The organism is Streptomyces sp. NPDC058985, assembly GCF_042740985.1.
GTDB lineage: Bacteria > Actinomycetota > Actinomycetes > Streptomycetales > Streptomycetaceae > Streptomyces.
The window spans coordinates 57,709-79,254 of the sequence record NZ_JBHYJX010000005.1 but is presented as its reverse complement, the minus strand read 5'-3'; the positions used below and the strand labels follow the sequence as shown (position 1 = coordinate 79,254).

The following is a 21,546-nucleotide window of genomic DNA, read 5'->3' as shown; positions in this document are numbered from 1 at the left end:
TCAGCCGTGCCGCCTCAGTTCGTGGAAGAAGTCGTCGATGATCCGCAGCCGCCCGGCCCGCGCCACCTCGTCGTAGACGAACTTGCCTACGGCCAGGTCGAGCACGCCGAGGCCGAACGGCGAGAAGACCACCGGCCGGTCGGCCGGCACGGTGACCCGGCCGGCCAGCACGTCGTCGAGCGTGCCGTGCAGGAAGGCGCGGCTGCCGGTGAGACGTTCGGTCAGGTGGGGCGAGGTCGAGGCCCGGAGGCAGTGGTCGATGTCGTCGACGACGTTGGTGGCGGACAGGAGCACCTGGGGGGCCAGGTCGCGCAGGGACACGTGGAGCACCACCGGGTTGTGGCGGAACCAGGACGGCTCGTCGATGTGCGGCCGGTCGGCGACGGTGGCGAAGACGATCAGGTCGCTGTTGCGGACCAGTTCCTCGGCGCCGCGGTGGACCGTGACCCGGCCGGCGGCGCCGGACTGCTCCAGGTAGGTCCGGAAGCCGGCGGCGCTCTCGGCCGACACGTCGTGCACGCCGACGGCGTCGAACGACCAGCCGGTGGCCGCGAGGTACGTGTGGATGTACCGGGCGATCAGGCCCGCTCCGACATAGCCCACCCGGGCGGGGCGGACTCGCCCCCGGCTCAGCCGGTCGGCGGCGGACGCGGCGGACGCGGCGGTCCGGGAGGCGCTGATGATGGAGCTCTCCAGGCAGGCCAAGGGGTAACCGGTGTCGTGGTCGTTGAGCACGAGGACGGCCGACGCCCGGGGGAAACCGGAGGGGACGTTGGTGGGGAAGCTCGAAATCCACTTGATGCCGTCGACGCCGTGGTCGCCGCCCAGGGAGGCGGGCAGTGCGATGATCCGTGCGGTGGGCCGGTCGGTGAAACGGAGGAAGGAGGACGGCGGGTTGACGGTGCGGCCGGCGCCGTGCAGGCGGTAGGTCTCCTCCACGACGTCCACCACGGCCTTCTCCTGTCCCCGCAGGGCCTCCTGGACCTGGCTTCCGGGGATGACGGCGAAGGGCGGCACGGACGGTGTGTCCGCGAGCGCGGTCGCGGCTGTGCCGGGTCGTACGGTGGTCATGTCGCTGTCCCTTCGGATCCTTGAGCGTGCGGCGGTACGGGGTCGCCCATCGCGACCAGCACCTCGCGCGGTCCCTCGTACGCCTCCCGGCTGTGCGCGGTGCGGATGTTGTCCACGATCATCAGGTCCCCGGCCTGCCAGGGCCGGCGTACCGTGTGCGCCTCGTAGGTCTTGTTGATCTGCTCCACGACGTCCGGGGACACCGGGTCGCCGTTGCCGTACAGGGTGTTGAAGGGGAGTCCGCCGGACCCGTACTCCTCCACGAGGAACTCCCGGACCTCGGGGGCCATGGTCCACTCGTTGAGGAACGCGATCTGGTTGAACCAGCAGCGCAGACCGGAGACCGGGTGGCGGACCACGGCGCCGCGGTGCTGCCGGGTGCGCAGCGAACCGTCCGGCTGCCAGGACCAGTCGATGGCGTGGGCGCGGCAGTACGCCTCGACCCCGGCGCGGTCGTCGGTGCCGAAGGACTGCTCGGGCGAGGTGCCGATCTCGTCGTGGTAGGCCCGGGTGAGTATCCAGCCCTCGCGCTCGAACCGGTCGGCCACCTCGGCGGGCAGCGACCGCAGTACGGCGGCCGAGTCGGCCACGGCGGTGGCGCCGCCCGCGGTGGGCGGCCGGAGGCAGGCGAACAGCAGGAGTCCGGGGCAGCGGATCGCGTAGCTCATCTCGTGGTGCATGCACATCGGCTGGTTCTGCGGCCATGCGGACGACGAGTAGACGCCCTCCGCGTGGCGGTCGCGGGCGGCGAAGCCCTCCCGTTCGGTCATCGGACGGGCTGCCAGCCCGTCGAGGACCGCCCCGGCACCGGCCGGGTCGCGCAGGCCGAGACCGCGGACGGTGAGCGCGCCGTGCTCGGCGACGAGGCCGCGCAGGGTGTCCCGGTGCTCGGCCACCCAGGCCGCGGGGTCGGCGGAGCCCGGGGCCTCCAGGACCGGCGGTGCGTCGCTGTCCGGCACCGGGGTGATCCCGGTGGGCGGGGCCTGCGCCGGGGCGGCCGGGTGCTTGCGGAACAGTGCGGACAGCATGGGTTCCTCCTTCGGAGGTGTCTCTTCAGGTCCCGGCCGCCGGCGCGGCGGATCCCGCGCCGGTCCGGGTGTCGAGCAGGCGGGCCAGATCGGCGAGTGCCGGGTGGCTGGTGAGGTCGCGCAGGGAGATCGCCCGGTCGAGGGCGACGGCGAGCCGCACCGCGGACAGGGAGGTGCCGCCGAGCGCGAAGAAGTCGTCGCCCCGGCCGATCCGGTCGGGTGGCAGGCCGAGCACGTTCGCCCAGGCCGACGCCAGCCGTTCCTCGGTGGGTGTGCGCGGGGTCCGGTCGTCGTGGCCGGGGGCGCCGGGTTCCCCGGCGAGTGCGGCCAGCGCCTTGCGGTCGGTCTTGCCGTTGGGGGTGAGCGGCAGGCTCTCCATCAGGTGGAAGGAGGCCGGGACCAGGTACGCGGGCAGCAGGCTCGCGAGCCGCTCGCGCAGTTCGCCCACGGACACGCGCCGGTCGCCCGTGCAGAAGGCGGCCAGTTGCCGGCCGTGCCCCTCGGCGCCGGTCACGACGACGGCGCAGTCCCGGACCCCGGCGACCCCCAGCAGCGCGTTCTCCACCTCGCCGGGTTCGACGCGGAATCCGCGGATCTTCACCTGCGCGTCCGTACGGCCGAGGAACTCCAGCTTGCCGTCGGGCCGCCAGCGGCCGATGTCGCCGCCCAGGTAGAGGCGTTCACCCCGCCGGTGCGGATCGGGCAGGTAGGCGGCGCGGGTGCGCTCCGGGTCGTTGACGTAGCCGCGGCCGACGCACACGCCGGAGAAGGCGATGGTGCCCGGGGCTCCGAGCGGGACGGGGTCGAGGTGGTCGTCGACGACGTAGACGCGCACGTTCTGGACGGGGCGGCCCAGCGGGGTCCGGCCGGTGGCGGGCGGCTCGTCCATCACCTCGTGGTTGGTGTCGTCCGACGTCTCGGTCAGTCCGTAGGCGTTGACCAGGCGGACACCGGGCCCGGAGTCGAACCACCGCCGGACGAGTCCGCCCTTCAGCTCCTCGCCGGTGACCGACACGCACCGAAGGTCGGGCAGGTCGCGGGGGTGGTGTTCCAGCGCGCTCAGGACGACGTCGAGGTAGGAGGGGACGAGCTGGAGGACGCCGACCCGGCCCTCGGTGACCGTGTCGAGGAAGCGGTCGGCGTCCAGGATCGCGTCCTGGCCGATCAGCAGGGTGCGTCCGCCGGTCAGCAGACCGGCCAGCAGTTGCCACAGGGAGATGTCGAAGCACTGCGACGCCGTCTGCGCCACCACCGTGCCCTCGCCGATGCCGAGGTCGTGGATCTTGGCCTGGAGATGGTTGAGCAGGCCCGCGTGCTCGCACATCGCGCCCTTGGGTTCCCCGGTGGAGCCCGACGTGAAGAAGACGTAGGCGAGCCCGTCGGCCGGCACGCGCAGGCCGGGGGCGGTCCCGTCGGCGGGCCGTTCGATGACGTCCGGGACGAGCAGGGCGCGGGTTCGGGGCAGGGCGGTGAGGGCCCGGTCCAGGTTGGCCGTGCTGTCCGGTTCGGTGAGGACGAGGTGGCAGCCGGCGCGGCCGAGCAGGGTGGTGACGCGGTCGGGCGGGTAGTGGGGGTCGACGGGCAGGTAGGCGGCGCCGGCCTTGAGGACGGCGAGGACGGCGGCGGCCCAGTTCAGGTCGCGCTCGGTCGCCACCGCGACCACGTCCTCGGGGCGCACCCCCTCCGCGAGCAGGGCGCGTGCCAGCCGGTTGGCGCGGGTGTCCAGCTCCCGGTACGTCCAGTGCCGGTCCCGGTGTACGACGGCGACGGCCTCGGGGTGGATCCGGACGCGCTCCTCGAACAGTTCGTGGACGCGGCGGTCGGGCAGCTCCCTGCGCGGTCCGGCGAGTCCGTCGAGCTGGCGGCGGATCTCGTCCGGGGAGAGCAGGGTCCGCCGGTCGTGCGGGGTGCCGGGGTCGGCGGCGATCTGTTCGAGGGCGGCCAGATGGTAGCCGCCGATCCGGGCGGCGCACTCCGCGTCCAGCGCGTCGGTGCGGTACCGCAGGCGCAGCACGCGCCCGCCGTCCCGCTCCCCCGCCGTGACGGTGAGGACGGTGCCGTCGGGGAGGTCCGTGGACGCGTCGCCGGCCGGGTCGAGAACGGCCTCGAAGCCGGGCGAGGGCGTCGGGCGGGTGGTGGGCGTCGGCGTCGCCCGCCGGGCCGCGTGGACGAGGTCGCCCCAGGTGCCGGGGCGGATCGTCAGTGCCCAGGGCAGCGGTCCGGAGCCGGACGTCCGGTGTCCGCCACGGACGGTGCGGTCGCCGGAGAGCAGCGACAGCACCTTGGCATGCGCGGCCAGCACGATCGCGGTGAGCGGTACGCCGAGTTCACCGGCCCGCCGGTGCAGGGCCGCCGTCAGGGCGCCGGGGAGGGGGACGGTGTGCTCGGCCGTGCCGGGCACGGGCGTGCGCGTCCAGCGCGGCAGGGCCGTTCCACCGGTGTCGGCCGGTGCCTCGGGGAAGGGGGTGTGCCGTTCGGTCGTCGCGGTCGTCGCGGTCGTCATCACGATGCGCCTCCGTCGCCGTGGGACACGGGGCGGGCCGGATTGCCCGTCCAGTGGGCGCGGGCGGGCACGGTCTCGCCCTTCATCAGGAACACGTCCGCCGCCAGTTCCGCCCCGTCGCCGACCGTCACGCCGTAGTGCACGAAGGCGCCGACGCCGAGGGTGCAGCCGGAGCCGATCGCGCTGCGGTCCGACTTGAAGGTGCCGTCCTCCTGCGAGTGGCACTGCACGACGCTGCCGGCGTTGAGGGTGCAGTCGTCGCCGATGGTGACCATCTGGCGCTCGGTCAGGCTGCAGCCGTCGTCGAAGACCCGGGCGCCGACCCGGACGCCGAGCATCCGCCACAGGACGCTCTTGAACGGTGTGCCGTTGAGGATCCGGAAGTACGTCTCCGAGGGGATCTTCCAGTAGCGTTCCCGCAGCCAGAACCGGGGGTCGTAGATCGAGCAGAACAGCGGTCCAGGGGGGTGCAGGGCGATGACGGCCCGTTCCACCAGGACGAAGTACAGGAGGGCGAAGGGCAGCAGGACGGCGTTGGCCAGCGCGATGACCACCGTGCCCCACTGCGGGTACAGGCTCGCCGCCGAGGCGTAGAGCAGGCTGACGCAGAAGAAGAACAGCCAGCCCGTGAACAGGTGACAGGCCATCGTCGCCGCGTTGTGGCGGTTCTTGGCCGCCAGACGGCGCCGCAGCCCGTCGCCCTCCTTCAGCTCGTCGAAGGTGGCGTCCCGCGGCACCGAACGCGGGATCTCGAAGGAGGGGGAGCCGAGCAGGCCGACGTCGTGCCGCAGCGGCCCGTCGAGGGGGATGTTCACCTTGGTCGCCAGGAGGCAGTTGTCACCGGTCCTGCCGTCCGGCGGGTAGGCGATCCGGTTGCCGAGGAAGTTGTGCGCGCCGACGGCGGTCCGCCTCAGCCGGAACGAGGACCCGGAGTACTCGGCGTTCATCAGCGAGAGGCCGTCGGCGACCATGGTGCCGGTGCCGACCACGCTGACGAAGGGGCTCTCGTGCTTGACCTGGGTGCCGAAGTTCGAGCCGGTCTGCTCGATCCGGCACAGGTCGTACCCGGTCCAGCGCAGGTAGTGCACGATGCTCGTGCTGTCGCCGAAGAGCCGGGTGAGTGACTTCCGGTTGCTGATCAGGGCCGTCGCCCGGTGCAGGCCGTGGTGCAGGCCGTAGAGCGGGTACGTCCGGCCGGGGACGACCCATCGGCTCACCAGACGCGGGACGGTCCCCACGACCAGGATCGCGAGGAGCACGGCACCGAAGAAGGCCGCGGACGTGACCACCAGCAGGTCGGCGTAGAACACCCAGTTGACCGGTGTCACCGGTCCCTGGCCCGGCACCGAGGCACCCTCCAGGACGCGGGAGCCCAGTACGTCGACCAGCCCCACCGCGACCGGCAGGTAGACCAGCAGCGCCGTCAGGAGGAGGACGGTTCCGTAGCCGGCCCGCCGTGCCGTGCCGCAGCGGGCGGGCTCCACCCGGCGGAAGTCCGGTCCGCCGGGCTGCGCGGGCGACCCGTACCAGCGCTCGCCGTCCGGGACGGCCTGGCCGGTGTGGAGCGAGGAGGCGTGGCCCAGCTGGGAGCCGCGCCCGAGTGAGGTGCCGATGTCCAGCACGGTCGCCTCACCGACGACCGCGTCGGGGCCGAGGGCGACGGGACCCGTCTCGATCACTCCGTCGGTGGCGCGGTAGCAGCTGAGCAGCGAGTCCTTGCGGACGACCGTGCCGGCGCCGATCGTCAGCAGATCGGTGCACACGGGCAGGCCGCGCGACAGGAACGTCACTCCCCGGCCGACACGCGCGCCCAGCGCCCTCAGGTACAGGGGGTACAGCGGGGTGCCGGCGAACAGGGCGAGAGGGCTCGCCCTGATCAGCGTCTTGACCAGCCAGAAGCGGACGTAGACGAGGCTCCAGACCCGGAACCGGGTAGGCGTCCACCGGCCGACGAGCAGCCACTTCGCGAGCACCGGGAGGGCGGACAGGACGACGAGGAGCACGGCGCCGAACGCGACGGACCTCAGGTAGGTGTCGAGCAGGCCGCTTCCGGCGGAGATCCAGTCGTAGCCCAGGGCGGTGACGACCGCGAGGAGCCCCGCGTAGCCGAAGTAGCTCAGGACTTGGAGTACGCCGCAGAGCACGCGGTGGGGCCGGCCGGCCGGTGGCGGCTGCTGTGCCACCGGCGCCTCGCACACGGTCCCCGCCGGCTCGGGAGCCGGCGTCGGCGGGTGCGCGAGCGCCGCGGCCAGGGCGCCGACGCTCGGATGCCGGTAGATGTCGCGCATCGACACGGACGGCAGGTCCGGCCGCTTCCTGACCCGGGCGCAGAAGTGTGCCATCACCAGGGAGTCGGCGCCGAGGTCGTTGAAGAAGTGACTGTCGGGGTGCACCTGCTCCACGTGGACCACGTCGGCGAGCAGCCTGGCGAACGTCTCCTGCGTGTGGTCGGCCGAGGAATCCGCGGACTCTCCGGGAAGGTGGTCGGGGGCTGTCCCCCGCACCTCTAGCCGCTGTCCCGTCATGAGGGCTCCCTGGGCCGCTGTCGCGTCCTGCCTGTCGGACGTCTTGCCGTCTGCCAGGTATTCGTCGCCGGGAGGGAGAGGTATGAGGGGAGCGCGGGTTTTCTTGCCCGGAGAGTCCGCGGTCGCTCGGTGCGCGTCCGGTCAGGGTGCCCAGGGCACCGCGATGCTCCACGTCGCGTCGGCCGTGAGGGTCTGCGGGCGGTTGTAGGTGCCTTGGGTGCCGTTTCCGGAGGCGATGTACACCGCGGACTCGAAGTGCCGTAGATAGGAGCCCGGGATGTTGATCGATTCGAAGGTGACGCCCGGACCGCCGATTCCGGGGCGGGCGCAGAAGGTGGCGTCCTGCCGGAAGAGGGCCGAGCCGTCGTCGGTCGCCGTGCGGACCCGGCTGTCGGCGTGGCGCAGGAACCGGCCCGGGTAGTTCACCGACTCGAAGGAGTAGCACGACGAGTCCGCGAGCCCGCGCCGCAGGGTCCAGGTGGCGTCCTGCTTGAGCAGGCCGGCGCTGTTCGCGTCGACGATCTCCGTGTGGGCGAGGCTGTCGGCGTGCCGGAGGTACCGGTTGGTGTGGCCCCACGTGGTCACCCGCAGGGACTGGCGCCGGTCGGTGGGCAGCAGGACGGAGCTGCGCCACAGTGCCGGTTCACCGGCGTTCCAGGTGGCGTCCGCGGCGAAGGACGTGCTGGTGTCCCACGGGTTCGGGCCGCCGCCGCGGGCCAGGTACACCTGGTCCGCGTAGTGGCGCAGGTAGCTGCCCGGCTGGTTGGACGCCTCGAAGGAGACGCCGCCCGCGGCCAGGCCCGGCCGGGAGCACCAGGTGGCGTCGGCGGCGAACGGGCCGCCGGTGTCGGAGTCGATGCGGACCCTGCTGTCGGCGTGCCGCAGATAGCGGCCCGGCTGGTTGACCGACTCGAAGGAGAAGCAGCGCGGGTCGGCCAGTCCGGCGACGGTGCGGAAGGAGGCGTCCTGGCGCGCGCCGTCCGCGGAGCCGGTGCTCAGTACGTCGGTGCGGGCCACCGAGTCGGCGTGCCGCAGGTAGCGGTCGGTGTGGCCGGGTGTGGTCACCCTGAACGAGCGGACGTGTCCGAGGGTGAGACCGGCCGGGGCGTTGAGGTTGCGGGAGGCGTCGAGGAGCGCCGTGTGGGCCTGGCGTACCTGTTCGGTGTCGACCTTCTGCACGCGCCGGTCGTAGGTGAGCAGGCCGTTGTACTCGCCCTCCACGTCGGTGATCTCGGTGTAGACGTAGGCGGAGAGCCCCTTGGTGGTCATGAGCTGCCGGACGTCGCGCACCATGCCGGTGTAGCGGTCGTTCAGCTGCTCGCGGCTGGTGACCTGCTCGTAGGCGAAGAACTGGCCGTTGGGGCTGTACTCGTGGCCGGGCGTGCGGAGTCCGACGCCGCCGAACTCGCCGAGCACGGAGACGCGGGTGTCGGAGGGGCGCGGTGCGTCGGGGCCGGTATAGACGTGCCAGTCGATGATGTCGCCGGTGCCCGGGTCGCCCCTGGAGTCGCAGCAGTTGTAGCCGCTGTGCGGGTTCATCAGCCGGGACGGGTCCTGGTTCTCCAGCGCGGTGGTGACGCGCCGGGTGGCGGTGAGGTCCCACTCGCCCCAGCCCTCGTTGAACGGCACGTAGGTGACGACGGCCGGTGAGAAGCGGTGTTCGTCGATGATCTCGCGGGCCTCGGTCTCGAACTGCGCGGTCTGCGCCGGGGTCCGGGCGTGGTCGAACGCGGGTGTGGACGGGATGTCCTGCCACACCAGCAGCCCGAGCCGGTCGGCGTGGTAGTACCAGCGGGCCGGCTCGACCTTGATGTGCTTGCGCACCATGTTGAAGCCGAGTTCCTTGTGCTTGCGCAGGTCGAAGGCTAGGGCGTCGTCGGTGGGCGCGGTGTAGAGGCCGTCGGGCCAGTAGCCCTGGTCGAGGGTGCCGATCTGGAAGACGAACTCACCGTTGAGCGTGGGGCGCAGGACCCCGTCGATCTTCTTGGTGCCGATCTCACGCATGCCGAAGTAGCTGGTGACGGTGTCCACGGCGGCGCCCGAGGCGTTGCGCAGGGTGACCCGCAGGTCGTACAGGAAGGGGTCGTCGGGTGACCAGCGGCGGGCGTCGGGGACGGGGACGGAGAACTCGGTGAAGCCGCCGGTGGCGCGGCCCACGACGGCCGTGCCGTTCATCGCCTCGGCCAGCACGGTGTGGCCGTCGACGTTGCCCCGGGTGAAGACGCGGACCCGGGCGGTGTTGTCCGACAGGCTGGGCCGGATGTCGACGGAGTAGACCGACGACACGGGTGTGGGCTCCATCCAGACGGTCTGCCAGATCCCGGAGGTGGGCGTGTAGAAGATGCCGCCGGGGTTGTTCACCTGCTTGCCGACGGTCTGCTTCTCGCCGCGCCCGTCGGTCGGGTCGTAGACGCGCACGATCAGTTCGTTGGCGCCGCTCCTGAGCTGGGGGGTGATGTCGACCTCGAAGCGGTCGTAGCCGCCCTTGTGGGAGGTGACGCGGGTGCCGTTCACCCAGACCGTGGCCTCGTGGTCGACGGCGCCGAAGTGGAGTTGCACCCGTCTCCCGTTCCAGCTCTGCGGGACGGTGAAGGACCGCTTGTAGAACATCAGGTCCCGGTTGTCGTTGCGCATGATGCCGGACAGGGCCGACTCCACCGGGTACGGGACCAGGATGCGTTCCGGCAGGGTCTGGCCGGTCGGCGGTGCGGCGTTGCGGTCGACGTTGCCCGAGCCGTCGGCCGGCGGGTTGAGGAACTCCCACTCCCCGTTGAGCGACTGCCATTCGGGCCGCGTCATCTGGGGTCTCGGGTACTCGGGCAGGGGGTTGGTGGTGGACACCTGGCCGGTCCACGGGGTCGAGAGCGGAGGTGTCCTGGGCATGACAACAGCGGAAGCGGTGCCGCCGAGGAGTACGGCACCTCCGGTCAACATCAGCAGAGCCGCCAGACAGGCGATGAAGCGTCGCATCGAACTCCTCCTGAGCGCAGGGGCACACGTGGGTGAGCGACTGAGACGCGGGGAACGTAGCACGGAAACAGACTTCAACGAAGTCCCTCAGTAAGAGCTAGAAACAAACATTTTCCTTCAGCGAGAGCCAGCGCGTCTCTTCTGTTTACATCGATGTACACGCGGATCTACCCTGGCGCGGATTTCGTCCTCGCAGGAAGGAAGACCGTCGTGATCCTCCGCCTGTACCACCTCCTTCGGCGCGCCCGTGCCCGGGCCGCGCTCTGTCTGCTGACCGGCGTCCTCGGCCTGTCCTTGGCCGTTCCCGCCACCGCCGTCCCACCGCAGGTGTCCGGCCGGTCCCCGGCCGTCTCCCCCACCGCCACGGGAACTCCGTTGCGTGACGGCTCCGGCCTCTACCCGCGCGCCGTCCGGCTCGCGCACAACGGCGCGGCCAACGGGCGCGTCCTCGCGAGCGTCGTCACGTTCGACGGCAACAACGGCGTCGGCGCCATCCACGAGAGCACCGACCAGGGTGCGAGCTTCCGCGAGGTCGGCCGGGTCGCCGACCCGGACTCCGCGGCGGGCCAGGGCCTGTGCTGTGCCACGCTGTTCGAACTGCCCCGGCAGGTGGGCGGGTTGCGGGCCGGCACGCTGCTGTGGGCCTCGTCGGCCGGCCAGGACGAGCAGAACCGCCGGATGGCGCTCAGGATCTGGCGGAGCGACGACGTGGGACGCACCTGGTCCTACCTCTCCTCCTGTGCCGTCGCCGGTGGCACCGGCGGCCTGTGGGAACCGGAGTTCTCGGTGGCCGCGGACGGCGCGCTGGTCTGCCACTACTCGGACGAGACGGACCCCGGGCACAGTCAGAAGCTGGTCGCCGCGCGCAGCTACGACGGCGTCCACTGGCAGGGCCACCATGACACCGTGGCGAGCACCTGGTCCGAGGACCGGCCGGGCATGCCGATGGTGCGGCAACTGCCCGACGGCAGCTACTTCATGAGCTTCGAGATCTGCAACCCCGGCGGCCAGTACCAGTGCGTGGTCCACTTCCGGACCTCGGCGGACGGCTGGAACTGGGGCGACCCCGCCTTCCTCGGGTACCGGCCGGAGACGGTGGACGGCAAGTACCTCCGCGCCGCGCCCACCGTCGCCTGGGCACCCTCCCCGGACGGCGCTCCGAACGGACGGCTGCTGCTGATCGGACAGCGGCTGCTCAACAAGGACGGCACGCCCGCGGCGGACAGCGGCCGCACCATCCTCGCCAACACGGAGAACGGCAGCGGGCCCTGGTACGAGATCGAGGCGCCGGTCGCGGTGGAGGCGCCGGAGGTCAACTACTGCCAGAACTACAGCTCGCCGCTGCTGCCGTCGGCGGACGGCCGGCGGGTGCTGGAGATCGCCACCGACTGGGACGGCTCGGTGTGCAAGCCGTACTTCGCCACCGGGAGCCTCACCGGCACCGGTGACGCGGCGGGCGTCGTGGACGGCGCGCTCCACCGGCTGGTCAACGCGAACAGCGGGCACTGCCTCGACGTCGCGGCCGACTCGCGGGAGCCCGGGGGCGACGTCCAGCAGTGGACGTGCAACGGGCTCGGTCCGCAGGACTGGACCGTGCGCGCCCGCGGCGGCGGCCACTACACGCTGACCGGCCGCAACAGCGGCCACTGCCTGGACGTGGAGAACGGCTCCGCCACGCCGGGCGCGAACGTCCGGCAGTGGACCTGCAACGGGGCGTCCGCCCAGGACTGGCGGCTGGACAACGCGGGCCGGGGCTACTACCGGCTGGTCGCCCGCTCCAGTGGCCAGTGCCTGGACGTGGCCGAGGGCTCCCGGGCACCGGGCGGCAACGTCCGGCAGTGGACCTGCAACGGCCTGCAGCCGCAGCTCTGGCGGCTGCAGCGGGTCTGACCGGCACCGATCACGGCGCGTCCCGCCGGGCGGTGCTGCCCCGCACCACCAAGTGCGTGGGGAGTTCGAGCCGGAGCTGGTCGGCGGGCTCGCCGTCGATGATGCGCAGCAGCGTGTTGGCCGCCATCGAGGCCATGTCCTGCAAGGGCTGGCGGACCGTGGTCAGCGGCGGATGGGTCCAGCGGGCGACGGGAAGGTCGTCGAAGCCGACCAGACTGACGTCGTCCGGGATGGCGTGACCGCGTTCGCGCAGCGCCTCGAAGGCGCCGAGGGCCTGGAGGTCGCTGGCGGCGAAGAGGGCGGTGGGCGGCGGCTCCCCGGCGGCCTCGGCCGCGTCCAGCAGGCGGGCCGTCTCGGCCCGGCCCGAGGTGTCGTTGAACTCCCCGTGCGGCACCCAGCCCGCCGGTACGGGGAGTTCGGCCGACTCCATGGTCGCGCGGAAGCCGTCGGCCCGGGCTCTGCTGCACAGCACGTGCCGGGGGCCGGCCAGGTGGGCGATCCGGGTGTGGCCGAGTTCGATGAGGTGCCGGGTGGCGCTCACCGCGCCCGCCCAGTTGGTGGCGCCGACGGTGGGGACCAGCGCGTCCACGCTGCCGACGGGGTCGAGCAGGACGAAGGGAACCTCCAGCGCGGCCAGCCGTTTGCGCTGCTGCGGGGTGAGGTCGGAGACGACGAGGATCGCCCCGTTGCTGCGGCGGGCGGCGAGCTGGTCGATCCACTCCCGGGTGTCGGAGCTGCGTCCGTGCACCGCGGACAGGACCATGCTCGCCCCGGCCTCGTGGAGCACCTCGTCGACCCCGCGGATGATCTCCACCGACCAGAGGCTGTCGAGTTCGTTGAGGACGAGGTCGATGACGGCACCCCGGCGGCGGGTGGGACGGCGCTGGTATCCGAGGTGCTCCATGACCGCCTCGACGCGGTCCTTGGTGTCCGTGGAGATGTCGGAGCGCCCGTGCAGGACCTTGGAGACGGTGGACACGGACACCCCCGCCTCGGACGCGATCATGCTCAGGGTGACCCGGGCCCGGGCGTCGGGCTTCTCCGCCGTCATGCGCGTGTCATTCGAGGTGTCCGTTCCGCTGGGTGGTGCGTACTCCGCCGCTCCGGGTGCCGCCACGCAGGAGTCTGCCATGGTCCGTCCGCCGGGCTCACCTCGCCTCGTCGGCGCCGGGCGGCGTGTGCCGGTACTCCGCCCAGGCGAAGTCGGCGGTCGTCCGGGCACCGGTGAGGTCCTGGGCGCACAGCCCGGCGAAGGCGCCGGTGAACCCCCATGCCGTGAAGTGTCCGGTCGACGGGTCGCCGAGGGTCGCGCTCTCGTCGGAGAGCCGGGTGACGTCGAGGTCGGGACCGATCCGCCGCCAGCCCGTCGCCCGGCTGCCGCGCCAGGCGAAGGCGCCCTGCGCCCCGCGGACCGTCAGCCGCAGGTCCACGGCGCCCGGTGGTACCGCCACCGGGGGCGCGGGCTCGAAGTACCGGCCGTGGGCGCACAGTCCGACCCGCAGCACCCGGCCGAGGTTCTCGTCCCAGGTCAGGTGCAGATAGTGCCAGAGGGTCGAGTTGTAGTAGTGGACGATGCCCGCCATCTGGAGCGGTGAGCGCGGTGCGGCGTCGAGGCGGGCCGAGAAGTCGAACTCCTTGGCCTGCTGCCGCCGCGCCACCAGGCTCTGGCCGTGGGTGGAGCCGAGTGACTGGCCGCCGCGCAGCCGCAGGTGGCCCGGGCGTTCGGTCAGGTTCAGCCAGGAGGGGTCCGGATGGCGGCGCAGGGTCGCCCAGGGGACGGCGAGACGCGGCCGGTCGAAGTCGTCACGGACGGGCGGGCGGGGAACGGGGGCCGGGGGCAGGGCGGGTCCGGGCACGACGGTGCGCGGCAGCGGGCCGCCCCGGTCGCCGGCGGGCGGTTCGCCGTCCAGGCGCGGCCAGCCGTCGGCCGTCCACACGACACGCTGGATGGCCGTCTCCCGGCCGAGCACGCACGGGCCGAGCGGGCCGAGCGGCCTGGCCAGCAGGTGGGCGAGGTACCACTCGCCGTCCGGGGTCGTGACGAGGCTGCCGTGTCCGGCCTTCTGGAGCGGCAGCCGGTCGTGTCCGGCGGAGGTGAGGAGGGGACCGGCCGGGTCGGCCTCGTAGGGGCCGGTCAGGTTCCTGGCACGGGCGACGGTCACGGCGTGGGACCAGGAGGTGCCGCCCTCCGCGGTCATCAGGTAGTACCAGCCGTCCCGTCGGTAGACGTGCGGACCCTCGGTGTGGGCGAGCCGGGTGCCGCCGAAGATCCGGTGCAGCGGGCCGGTGACCCGGCGCTCCCCGCGGTCCCACTCCTGGAGGAGGATGCCCGCGAAGGGGTGGCGGCCGGGGCGGTGGTCCCATTCCATCCACAGCGCCCAGCTGCGTCCGTCGCCGTCCGGGCCGTCGTCGTGGAAGAGGGACGGGTCGAAGCCGTGCGAGGGGAAGGGGGCCGGGTCGGACCAGGGTCCGTCGAGGGCGGGGGCGGTGATGACGTGGTTGCGTACGTCCTTGAAGGCGCCGGAGAGGTTGGTGACGTCGCTGTAGACGAGATGGAAGAGTCCGTCGCTGTGGGACAGGCAGGGTGCCCAGACGCCGCCGGAGTCGGGCCGGCCGGTCAGGTCGATGAGGCGTTCCTCGCGCAGGATGCCGCCGAGCGAGCGCCAGTTGACGAGGTCGCGGGAGTGGTGGACGGCGACGCCGGGGAGCCATTCGAAGGTGGAGGTGGCGATGTAGTAGTCGTCGCCGACGCGCAGGATCGACGGGTCGGGGTGGAATCCGGGCAGGACGGGGTTGACGATGTCGGGGCCTCGCCGCCCGTCGGGCTTTCGGCTCTCGGACCGGTCCTGGCCGGGTGCGGTGGGCACGGCAGTCATGTGTCTCTCCGGGGGTGAGGGGTACGTCAGCCCTTGATGGCGCCGGCCATCACACCGGAGACGATGCGCCGGGCGAGCAGGGTGAAGGCCGCGAGGACGGGCAGGACGGAGACGACGACGCCGGCGAGCATCAGGGTGTAGTCGGTGTAGTAGCCGGCGGCCAGCTGGTTGAGGGCGATCTGCACGGTGCCGTTCTCCGGCGGCAGCGCGATCAGCGGCCAGAAGTAGTCGTTCCAGGCGAACATGAAGGTGAACATGGCGAGGACCGTCGCCGTCGTCCGCACCCCGGGCACCACCACGTGCCAGTAGGTGCGCAGGAGTCCGGCACCGTCCATGCGGGCGGCCTCGATCAGTTCGTCGGGGATGTTCTCCTCGACCGCCTGGCGCATCCAGAAGACGCCCACGGCGGAGACCAGCGCGGGCACGATCAGCGCGGACAGCTTGCCGTACAGGCCCATGTCGGTGACGAGCATGTACAGCGGGATGATGCCGAGCTGGGTCGGGACCATGACGGTGATCACCACGCACACCAGCAACGGGTTGCGGCCCCGGAAGCGGAGCTTGGCGAAGGCGAAGCCGGCCAGGGAGGAGAGCAGGACGTTACTGACGGCGGTTGTGCCGGCGACGACGAAGGAGTTGCCGAGGGCCTGCCAGAAGGCGGACAGCTCGAAGACGCGCTGGATGTTCTCGATCAGGTGACCGCCGGGCACCAGCGGCGGTGTGGAGCCGGCGAGGACGGAGTTGTCGTCGTGCGAGGCGACGACGACGCTCCAGTAGAGGGGGAAGACGGAGGCGGCGGTGAGGGCCGCCAGGAGGGCGTAGGCGAGGGGTCCGGCCTTGTCGAGCCTGCCCGGTCCGCGCTTCGGGACGGTCCTTGGGGCGCGGCGGCGGGCGGTGGCACCGGAACCGGGTGCCGGGACGCGGGGTGGTGTGGTGACGGCCATGGGGTCTCCAGGTTGCCGGGGCGGCGGTCAGCCGCGCTCGGAGCGGCGTGCCAGCAGGAAGTTCACGGCGGCGACGACCGCGATGACGAGGAAGAGCACCCAGGAGACGGCCGAGGCGTACCCGGCGTCGTTGTTGATGAAGCCGTACTTGTACAGCATCAGCGTGAGCGTCTGGAACTGGTGCTCGGCGCCGCCCTCCGCATTGCCCTGCTGGTCGAACAGGAAGGGCTCGGCGAAGAGCTGCAGACCGCCGATGGTGGAGATGACGACGGTGAAGACGATGGTCGGCCGGATGGCCGGCAGGGTGACCTTCCGGAAGGTGAGCAGGCGGCCGGCGCCGTCGATCTGCGCGGACTCGTACAGGTCGCGCGGTACGGCCTGCATGGCCGCGAGGTAGATCAGCGCGTTGTAGCCCGTCCAGCGCCACATGACCATGAAGCTGATGGCGAGGTGCGAACTCCACGTGTCCGCGGTCCAGTCGATCGGGTCGCTGATCAGTCCCGTGCCCTCGAGGACCCAGTTGACGATGCCGAAGTCCCGCCCGAAGAGCTGCGAGAACACCAGGGCGACGGCTACCACGGAGACGTACTGGGGCACCAGGACCAGGGCCCGCCACACACTCTGTGCGCGCAGGTGGCGGTCGAGGAGCCAGGCGACGCCCAGCGCCGCGAGCAGCTGCGGCGCCGTGGAGAGCACGAAGATGCTGAGGGTGTTGAAGGTGGCGGTGTAGAAGTCCGAGTCCTCCAGCAGCCTGCTGAAGTTCGCGAGACCGACCCACTCCCCCGCACCGGCGAGGCGGTCCCAGTCGTGCAGGGACACCCAGAACGTCTGGAGCAGCGGATAGAGCCCGAAGACACCGAAGACGACGAAGAAGGGGGCGATGAACAGGTAGGGGAGCAGATGGCGCTCCCCGCGGAAGCGACGAGAGGGCTTCGCCCTGGCGGGCGGGTCTGTGGTGGCGGCGGCCTGGAGCGCCATGCTGGTCTCCGAAACGGGGAGGGGCTGGAGGGCTGGGGAGGGGGGGTGGCGGCGCGCCGGGGGCGGCGCCGCCCGTCCGACGTCAGCGCAGGTTCTTGGCGGCTTCGTCGAGCGCCTTGTCCCACGCCTCCTCCGGGTCCGCCTTGCCCTGTTCGACGAGCTGCAGTGCGTTGCCGAAGGGGATGCGGGCCTGCTGGTCCTTGGTGCCGCGGTAGTTGGGCTTGAGGCTCTTGGCGGAGGAGGCGAAGAGTTCCCCCGTCGGGGCGTCGTTGAAGTACTCGGACTTCGTGCCCCGCACCTCGGGGTCCTCCAGGACGGGGACGAGTGAGGGCAGCGCGCCGACCGGGCCGGTGAAGATCTTCTTCTGTGCGGCGGCCGAGGTGAGGAAGCCGGCCAGTTCGGCGGCCTCCTCGGCGTGCTTGCTCTGCTTGGGCACGGTCAGGAAGGAGCCTCCCCAGTTGCCGCCGCCGCCCGGCACCGCGGCGATGTCCCACTTTCCGGCGCCCGCCTCGCCGGCGGCGGTCGCGATCTGTCCGGTCATCCAGGCGGGGCAGGTCATGGTGGCCATCCGGCCCTGCTTGATGCCGGCGTTCCACTGCTGGCTGAAGGGCTGCAGGTTGGCCGACTGCTCGTCCGCCGTCGCCTCGGCGCTCGCCATGAAGAACTCACGGACCTTGGGGTTCGTCTCCCCCACGTACTGGTCCCGGGCGTCGAAGAAACCGAACTCGGTCTGGTTCATCATCGCCGTGAAGATGTTGCCCGAACTGTCGAACCAGGCCTTGTCCTTCACGCGGTCCTGGAACTTCTCCCCGGTGGCGAAGTAGGCGTCCCAGGTGGGCCAGAGCTTCCCGACCTCCGTGCGGTCCGTGGGCAGTCCGGCCTTCTCGAACAGGTCCTTGCGGTAGCAGATGGCGAGGCTGCCGACGTCCGTGCCGTATCCCATGACGAAGCCGGGCGTGCCGAGCGTGCCCTGCTCCCACTTCCAGTCCAGGTACTCGTCCTCGCGGTCCAGGGCACCGAAGTCGGCGAGGTTGGTGAACTTGTCCTTCACCGAACGGAACTTGGGCAGGTAGCCCTCCTCGATCGCGACCACGTCGGCGGCACCGCTGCCGGAGGAGATCTGGGTCGAGAGCTGGTTGTGGTGCTGGTCGAACTGGGAGATGCGTTCCTTGACGTCGACGTCGGGGTGGGTGCGCTCGTACTCCTCGATGAGGGGCTTGTAGCCGAAGTCGCTGAACGTGGCGACGGTCAGGGTGAGTCTGCCGTCGGCCGTGTCGGAGCCCGAGCCGCAGGCGGACAGGGAGAGGAGAGCGGTGGCGGCACAGAGCGCGGCGGCGGTTCTGCGGGCACGCGTACGGCCCATGGTGGTCCTCCGGAGCAGGGGGCGTGGATGAGTGGCAACAAGGTCGCCGCCCCCGAAAACAAAGTCAAGAGTTTCGCGAAAATTTTAGTAGCGGGGTGGTCTACCTGCGTATTCACCCCAACGGGCGCGGTGTTCTGCAAAGTTTCGTAGCGTCAGGCTCGCGAGCTGCCCGGTTCTACGAAAATTTCGCAGCTGGTTGACCCGGCCCTCCGCCCACCGCACCATGCGAGCGCCGTGACCCTACGAAGCGGAGACACACATGACACACACGAGACGGGCGTTCGGCGCGGGAGTCGCCGCCGCCGTCCTGCTCGCCCTGACCGGGCTGCCCTCGGCCGCCGCGGCGGATCCGGCCCCGTCGGCCCCCGCCGACGGCAAGGTCATGCTGGTGATGGGCCAGGACAGCGACACGCTCAGCGACTACCGCGCGGACGTGCTGGACGACCCTGCGCTCGGGGCACCGGATCCCGGTGGCGTGACGCTGTACACCAACCTGGTCCTGGGCGGCTCCCCCGAAGCCCTGGCCGGGATGACCGGACCGGCCGACTGGGGCGCCGGTACGGTCGACTTCGCCCGGACGATGCGCGAGTACCCGAACGCGACCGTCGCCGTCGGCCTGTACCTCTCCGACGCCACCTCCGGCTGCACCAATCAGCCGCTGCGCGCCATCATCGGCCGTGACGACGCGGACGTCACCGCCGGGAACCCGAACCTCGTCACGCGGTACCGCGCCAAGGTCGACGAGATGATCAACCGGTTCAAGAGCTACGACCGGGACATCCTGCTGCGCATCGGCTACGAGTTCGACGGCCCCTGGAACTGCTACAACTCCGAGTTCTACAAAGACGCCTTCCGCTACATCAAGGGACGCGTCGACGCCCTCGGCGCCACCCGGGTCGCCACCGTGTGGCAGAGCGCCGCATGGCCGGTGAACACCCACCCGGACCATCCCGAGTGGAACTACGTCGTGACCGACCCCGGCCACCTGGACGACTGGTATCCCGGTGACCAGTACGTCGACTGGGTCGGGCTGTCCTCGTTCTACAACTCCCGTTCGGTGCGCACCCAGTGGGGCTGCGGGACGTACGACACCGATCCGGTCGGCCTCCAGGACCGGCTCCTCGACTTCGCCCGCGCGCACGGCAAGCCCGCGATGGTGTCGGAGGCCGCGCCGCAGGGCGCCCGCACCGGCGCCGGGACCACGAGCTGCATCTTCCGCAACAATCCGGCGCCGTCCAGTGGCCAGGCGATCTGGGACGGCTGGCACGCCGGGTACTTCGACTGGGTGGAGCGCAACAGGGACGTCATCCGCGCCGCGGCCTACATCAACACCGACTGGGACGCGCAGACCCAGTGGCAGTGCGCGAACGGCGCGCAGGCCGGCGGTCCCGGCTGTGCCAACGGCAACTGGGGCGACTCCCGCGTGCAGGCCGACCCCACCGTGCTCGCCCGATTCCTCGACGAGATCAGGAAGCCGACATGGACGCACAACGAGTGAGAACCGTCCTGCGGTCCCTGACCGCCGCCGCGCTCGCGGGACTTCTGTTCCTGCCCGTGGGCACCGGGTCCGCCCAGGCGGCGGAGGCCACGACCACCGCGGCCGCGCCGCCCGAGCTGCTCCTCGGCCAGTCCACCAGGGGTGCCTGGGACGACTTCCACACCTTCGGGCAGAACGCCGACGGCGGCTCCGTCTACTACGAGCTGCGCGGCGGCGACTGGGTGAACCCCGCCCACCGCGCGTACGCCACCCTCCTCGCCGAGCAGGGGAAGACCGTCCAGGTCGGCATCAGCTGGAAGGACAACCCGCCCGGCTTCGAGGGCGGCGACGAGAACGCCAAGGCGGCACGGTCCCGGGCGGTCACCGCCGAGCTGGCCGCCGGCGGCCACACGGCCTCCCTCGACCGTCTGCTGGCCTTCACCGAGGCCCACCCCCGGGCCCGCTTCAAGCTGCGGCTGGACTACGAGGTGAGCAGCTTCTACCACTGCACCGACGCGAGCTGCTCCTCGTACAAGAACGCCTTCAACCGCCTCGCGGGCTACCTCGACAGCCGGTCCACCGCGCACAACCTGGAGTACGTCTTCCACCCGGTGCGCGGCGAGTTCGAGACGATGTACCCGGGTGACGCCGCGGTCGACTGGCTGGGCGTCTCGGTCTTCGCCCACGAACTGTGCCTGCCCATCTACGACCGGGGTCCCCTGTACAACGGCACTCCGCCGCAGAACTACGACGTGGCTGCCCAGCAGTGCCGCAACGCCTACATCGGCACCGACGCGCACGGCAATCCGGCCGCCGTGTGGCGGAACTTCGACCACGACGCCAACGTGCTGAAGCTGCTGAAGTTCGCCAAGGACCACGGCAGGCCGGTCGTGGTCTCCGAGGCGGGCCTGATGAACTTCACGGCCGACGGCACGTCCACCGACGGCCTGGAGCAGCAGACCGGTGACCTGTGGGTGAAGCGCCTGTTCTCCCTGATGAACTACCGGGGCCCGATTCCCAACCTGCCCGGGACGCACGACCTGACCGGGGTGATCCGCTCGATCGCCTACATCAACCTGGACTTCCGCTACGGCTGGGACGGCATCGACGACGGGAGCTTCGACTTCCCGCCGGACACCACCTGGTTCGTCGACGGGAGGCTCTCCCGGTACGGCGCGGCCAAGGCCTCGTTCTGCCAGGGGCTGGAGGCGAACGGATTCACGGCTCGCTGCCGGTGAAGGGGTGACCGGGCGGGCGGGCGGGCCGCGGTCCGCCCGCCTTCGCCCGGGTCACCGCCTCCCGCGACGGGGAGCCTTCGCCGTCTCGGGCAGCGCCGGGGCGCTGCCCGCCGTACTCGGCAGGGCGCTCCGGGCGGCCGCTTCCTCCCTCGCCGCCTGCTCGGGGTGTCTCGCCGCCCAGTAGGGGTTGTCGTGCGAGAGCTTGCTGGAGACCCGGCCGTACATGCCGAACGTGGCGATGAACAGTCCCATGACGAAACTGAAGATCACGTTGCTCATGCCGAAGCCCAGGATGTTGGCGGGGCGGTCCAGCACGAAGATGTGCGCGAAGCCGCTCAGGAAGAAGAGCGCACCCACCACGATGTTGAGGGTGGAGGCGACATTGCCGCCGATCACCGCCCCGCCGAGCAGCGCCAGTCCCACCACGGTGGAGATGACGCTGAGGGCGACGTTCGTGGTCATTCCGGCGACCAGGCCGCCCCCCGTGCGGAACGGGCTGAGGGCGTCGGCGAAGCCGAGGGCGGCGAAGGCCAGCAGGACGAGACCGCAGAATCCGGCACCGTAGCGGTAGACGCTCGCGAGGTGGTGATCGACGGGCAGTTCGTCTCGTAGCTTCATGCACCTGTTTCGCCGGCCGCGCCCGGATCGGATGCGCCGGTGAGCCGTTCACCCGTGTGGAGCAG

The 21,546-nt window shown here is 71.4% G+C and carries 13 protein-coding genes and 2 pseudogenes; 3 read left to right on the top strand and 12 right to left on the bottom strand.

The genetic code is table 11. The features are described 5' to 3' along the window. The 6 genes and pseudogenes from sbnB to ACFW01_RS05955 form a co-directional block, all read right to left on the bottom strand. The gene (sbnB, locus tag ACFW01_RS05980; RefSeq protein WP_234958853.1) at positions 1-1,071 is read right to left on the bottom strand and encodes a 2,3-diaminopropionate biosynthesis protein SbnB; all 1,071 of its coding nucleotides are present in this window, start codon (positions 1,069-1,071) and stop codon (positions 1-3) included. Continuing rightward, the gene (locus tag ACFW01_RS05975) at positions 1,068-2,099 is read right to left on the bottom strand and encodes a TauD/TfdA family dioxygenase (protein WP_234958850.1); all 1,032 of its coding nucleotides are present in this window, start codon (positions 2,097-2,099) and stop codon (positions 1,068-1,070) included. The genes sbnB and ACFW01_RS05975 overlap by 4 nt, the downstream gene beginning before the upstream one ends. 25 nt (positions 2,100-2,124) lie before the next feature. After that, positions 2,125-4,602, bottom strand: a complete 2,478-nt coding sequence (locus ACFW01_RS05970) for a non-ribosomal peptide synthetase (RefSeq protein ID WP_234958848.1) — start codon at positions 4,600-4,602, stop codon at positions 2,125-2,127. Further along, positions 4,602-7,127: a Pls/PosA family non-ribosomal peptide synthetase gene (locus ACFW01_RS05965; protein ID WP_234958843.1), complete on the bottom strand. Its 2,526-nt coding sequence runs from the start codon at positions 7,125-7,127 to the stop codon at positions 4,602-4,604. Before ACFW01_RS05965 ends, ACFW01_RS05970 begins: the two co-directional genes overlap by 1 nt. A gap of 141 nt (positions 7,128-7,268) precedes the next feature. Continuing rightward, positions 7,269-7,706, bottom strand: a pseudogene (locus tag ACFW01_RS05960) (AbfB domain-containing protein); the annotation flags it as partial. A 60-nt stretch (positions 7,707-7,766) separates the two neighbouring features. Continuing rightward, positions 7,767-10,097: pseudogene (locus tag ACFW01_RS05955) on the bottom strand (AbfB domain-containing protein); the annotation flags it as partial. 210 nt (positions 10,098-10,307) lie between these two features. On the opposite strand from ACFW01_RS05955, the gene ACFW01_RS05950 reads away from it, so the two are divergent. Further along, positions 10,308-11,987 (top strand): RICIN domain-containing protein, encoded by a 1,680-nt coding sequence (locus tag ACFW01_RS05950; protein WP_234958839.1) that lies wholly within the window; start codon positions 10,308-10,310, stop codon positions 11,985-11,987. Between the two features lie 10 nt (positions 11,988-11,997). Here ACFW01_RS05950 and ACFW01_RS05945 read toward each other — a convergent pair whose 3' ends face one another. The 5 genes from ACFW01_RS05945 to ACFW01_RS05925 all read right to left on the bottom strand — a co-directional run bounded on the left by ACFW01_RS05945 (position 11,998) and on the right by ACFW01_RS05925 (position 18,148). Continuing rightward, a complete protein-coding gene (locus ACFW01_RS05945; protein WP_234959106.1) occupies positions 11,998-13,038 on the bottom strand; it encodes a substrate-binding domain-containing protein in 1,041 nt (346 codons plus the stop codon). A gap of 97 nt (positions 13,039-13,135) precedes the next feature. Further along, a complete protein-coding gene (locus ACFW01_RS05940; RefSeq protein WP_234958835.1) occupies positions 13,136-14,863 on the bottom strand; it encodes a glycoside hydrolase family 43 protein in 1,728 nt (575 codons plus the stop codon). Between the two features lie 26 nt (positions 14,864-14,889). Then, a complete protein-coding gene (locus ACFW01_RS05935) occupies positions 14,890-15,807 on the bottom strand; it encodes a carbohydrate ABC transporter permease (protein WP_234958829.1) in 918 nt (305 codons plus the stop codon). Positions 15,808-15,834: 27 nt separating this feature from the next. Beyond that, complete coding sequence (locus ACFW01_RS05930; RefSeq protein WP_234958827.1) at positions 15,835-16,785, bottom strand: carbohydrate ABC transporter permease; 951 nt, start codon at positions 16,783-16,785, stop codon at positions 15,835-15,837. An 82-nt stretch (positions 16,786-16,867) separates the two neighbouring features. Beyond that, positions 16,868-18,148 carry an extracellular solute-binding protein gene (locus ACFW01_RS05925; protein ID WP_234958820.1) on the bottom strand — a complete coding sequence of 427 codons (1,281 nt, stop codon included), beginning with the start codon at positions 18,146-18,148 and terminating at the stop codon, positions 16,868-16,870. Between the two features lie 259 nt (positions 18,149-18,407). On the opposite strand from ACFW01_RS05925, the gene ACFW01_RS05920 reads away from it, so the two are divergent. Together ACFW01_RS05920 and ACFW01_RS05915 are read left to right on the top strand one after the other, a co-directional pair. Continuing rightward, positions 18,408-19,646, top strand: coding sequence for a glycoside hydrolase family 26 protein (locus tag ACFW01_RS05920; protein WP_234958817.1), 1,239 nt, complete (start codon positions 18,408-18,410; stop codon positions 19,644-19,646). Beyond that, positions 19,628-20,863 carry a hypothetical protein gene (locus ACFW01_RS05915; RefSeq protein WP_234958814.1) on the top strand — a complete coding sequence of 412 codons (1,236 nt, stop codon included), beginning with the start codon at positions 19,628-19,630 and terminating at the stop codon, positions 20,861-20,863. The genes ACFW01_RS05920 and ACFW01_RS05915 overlap by 19 nt, the downstream gene beginning before the upstream one ends. Positions 20,864-20,914: 51 nt before the next feature. On the opposite strand, the gene ACFW01_RS05910 is transcribed toward ACFW01_RS05915, so the two are convergent. Further along, the gene (locus ACFW01_RS05910) at positions 20,915-21,481 is read right to left on the bottom strand and encodes a DUF4383 domain-containing protein (protein WP_234958811.1); all 567 of its coding nucleotides are present in this window, start codon (positions 21,479-21,481) and stop codon (positions 20,915-20,917) included. Positions 21,482-21,546 lie beyond the last annotated feature (65 nt).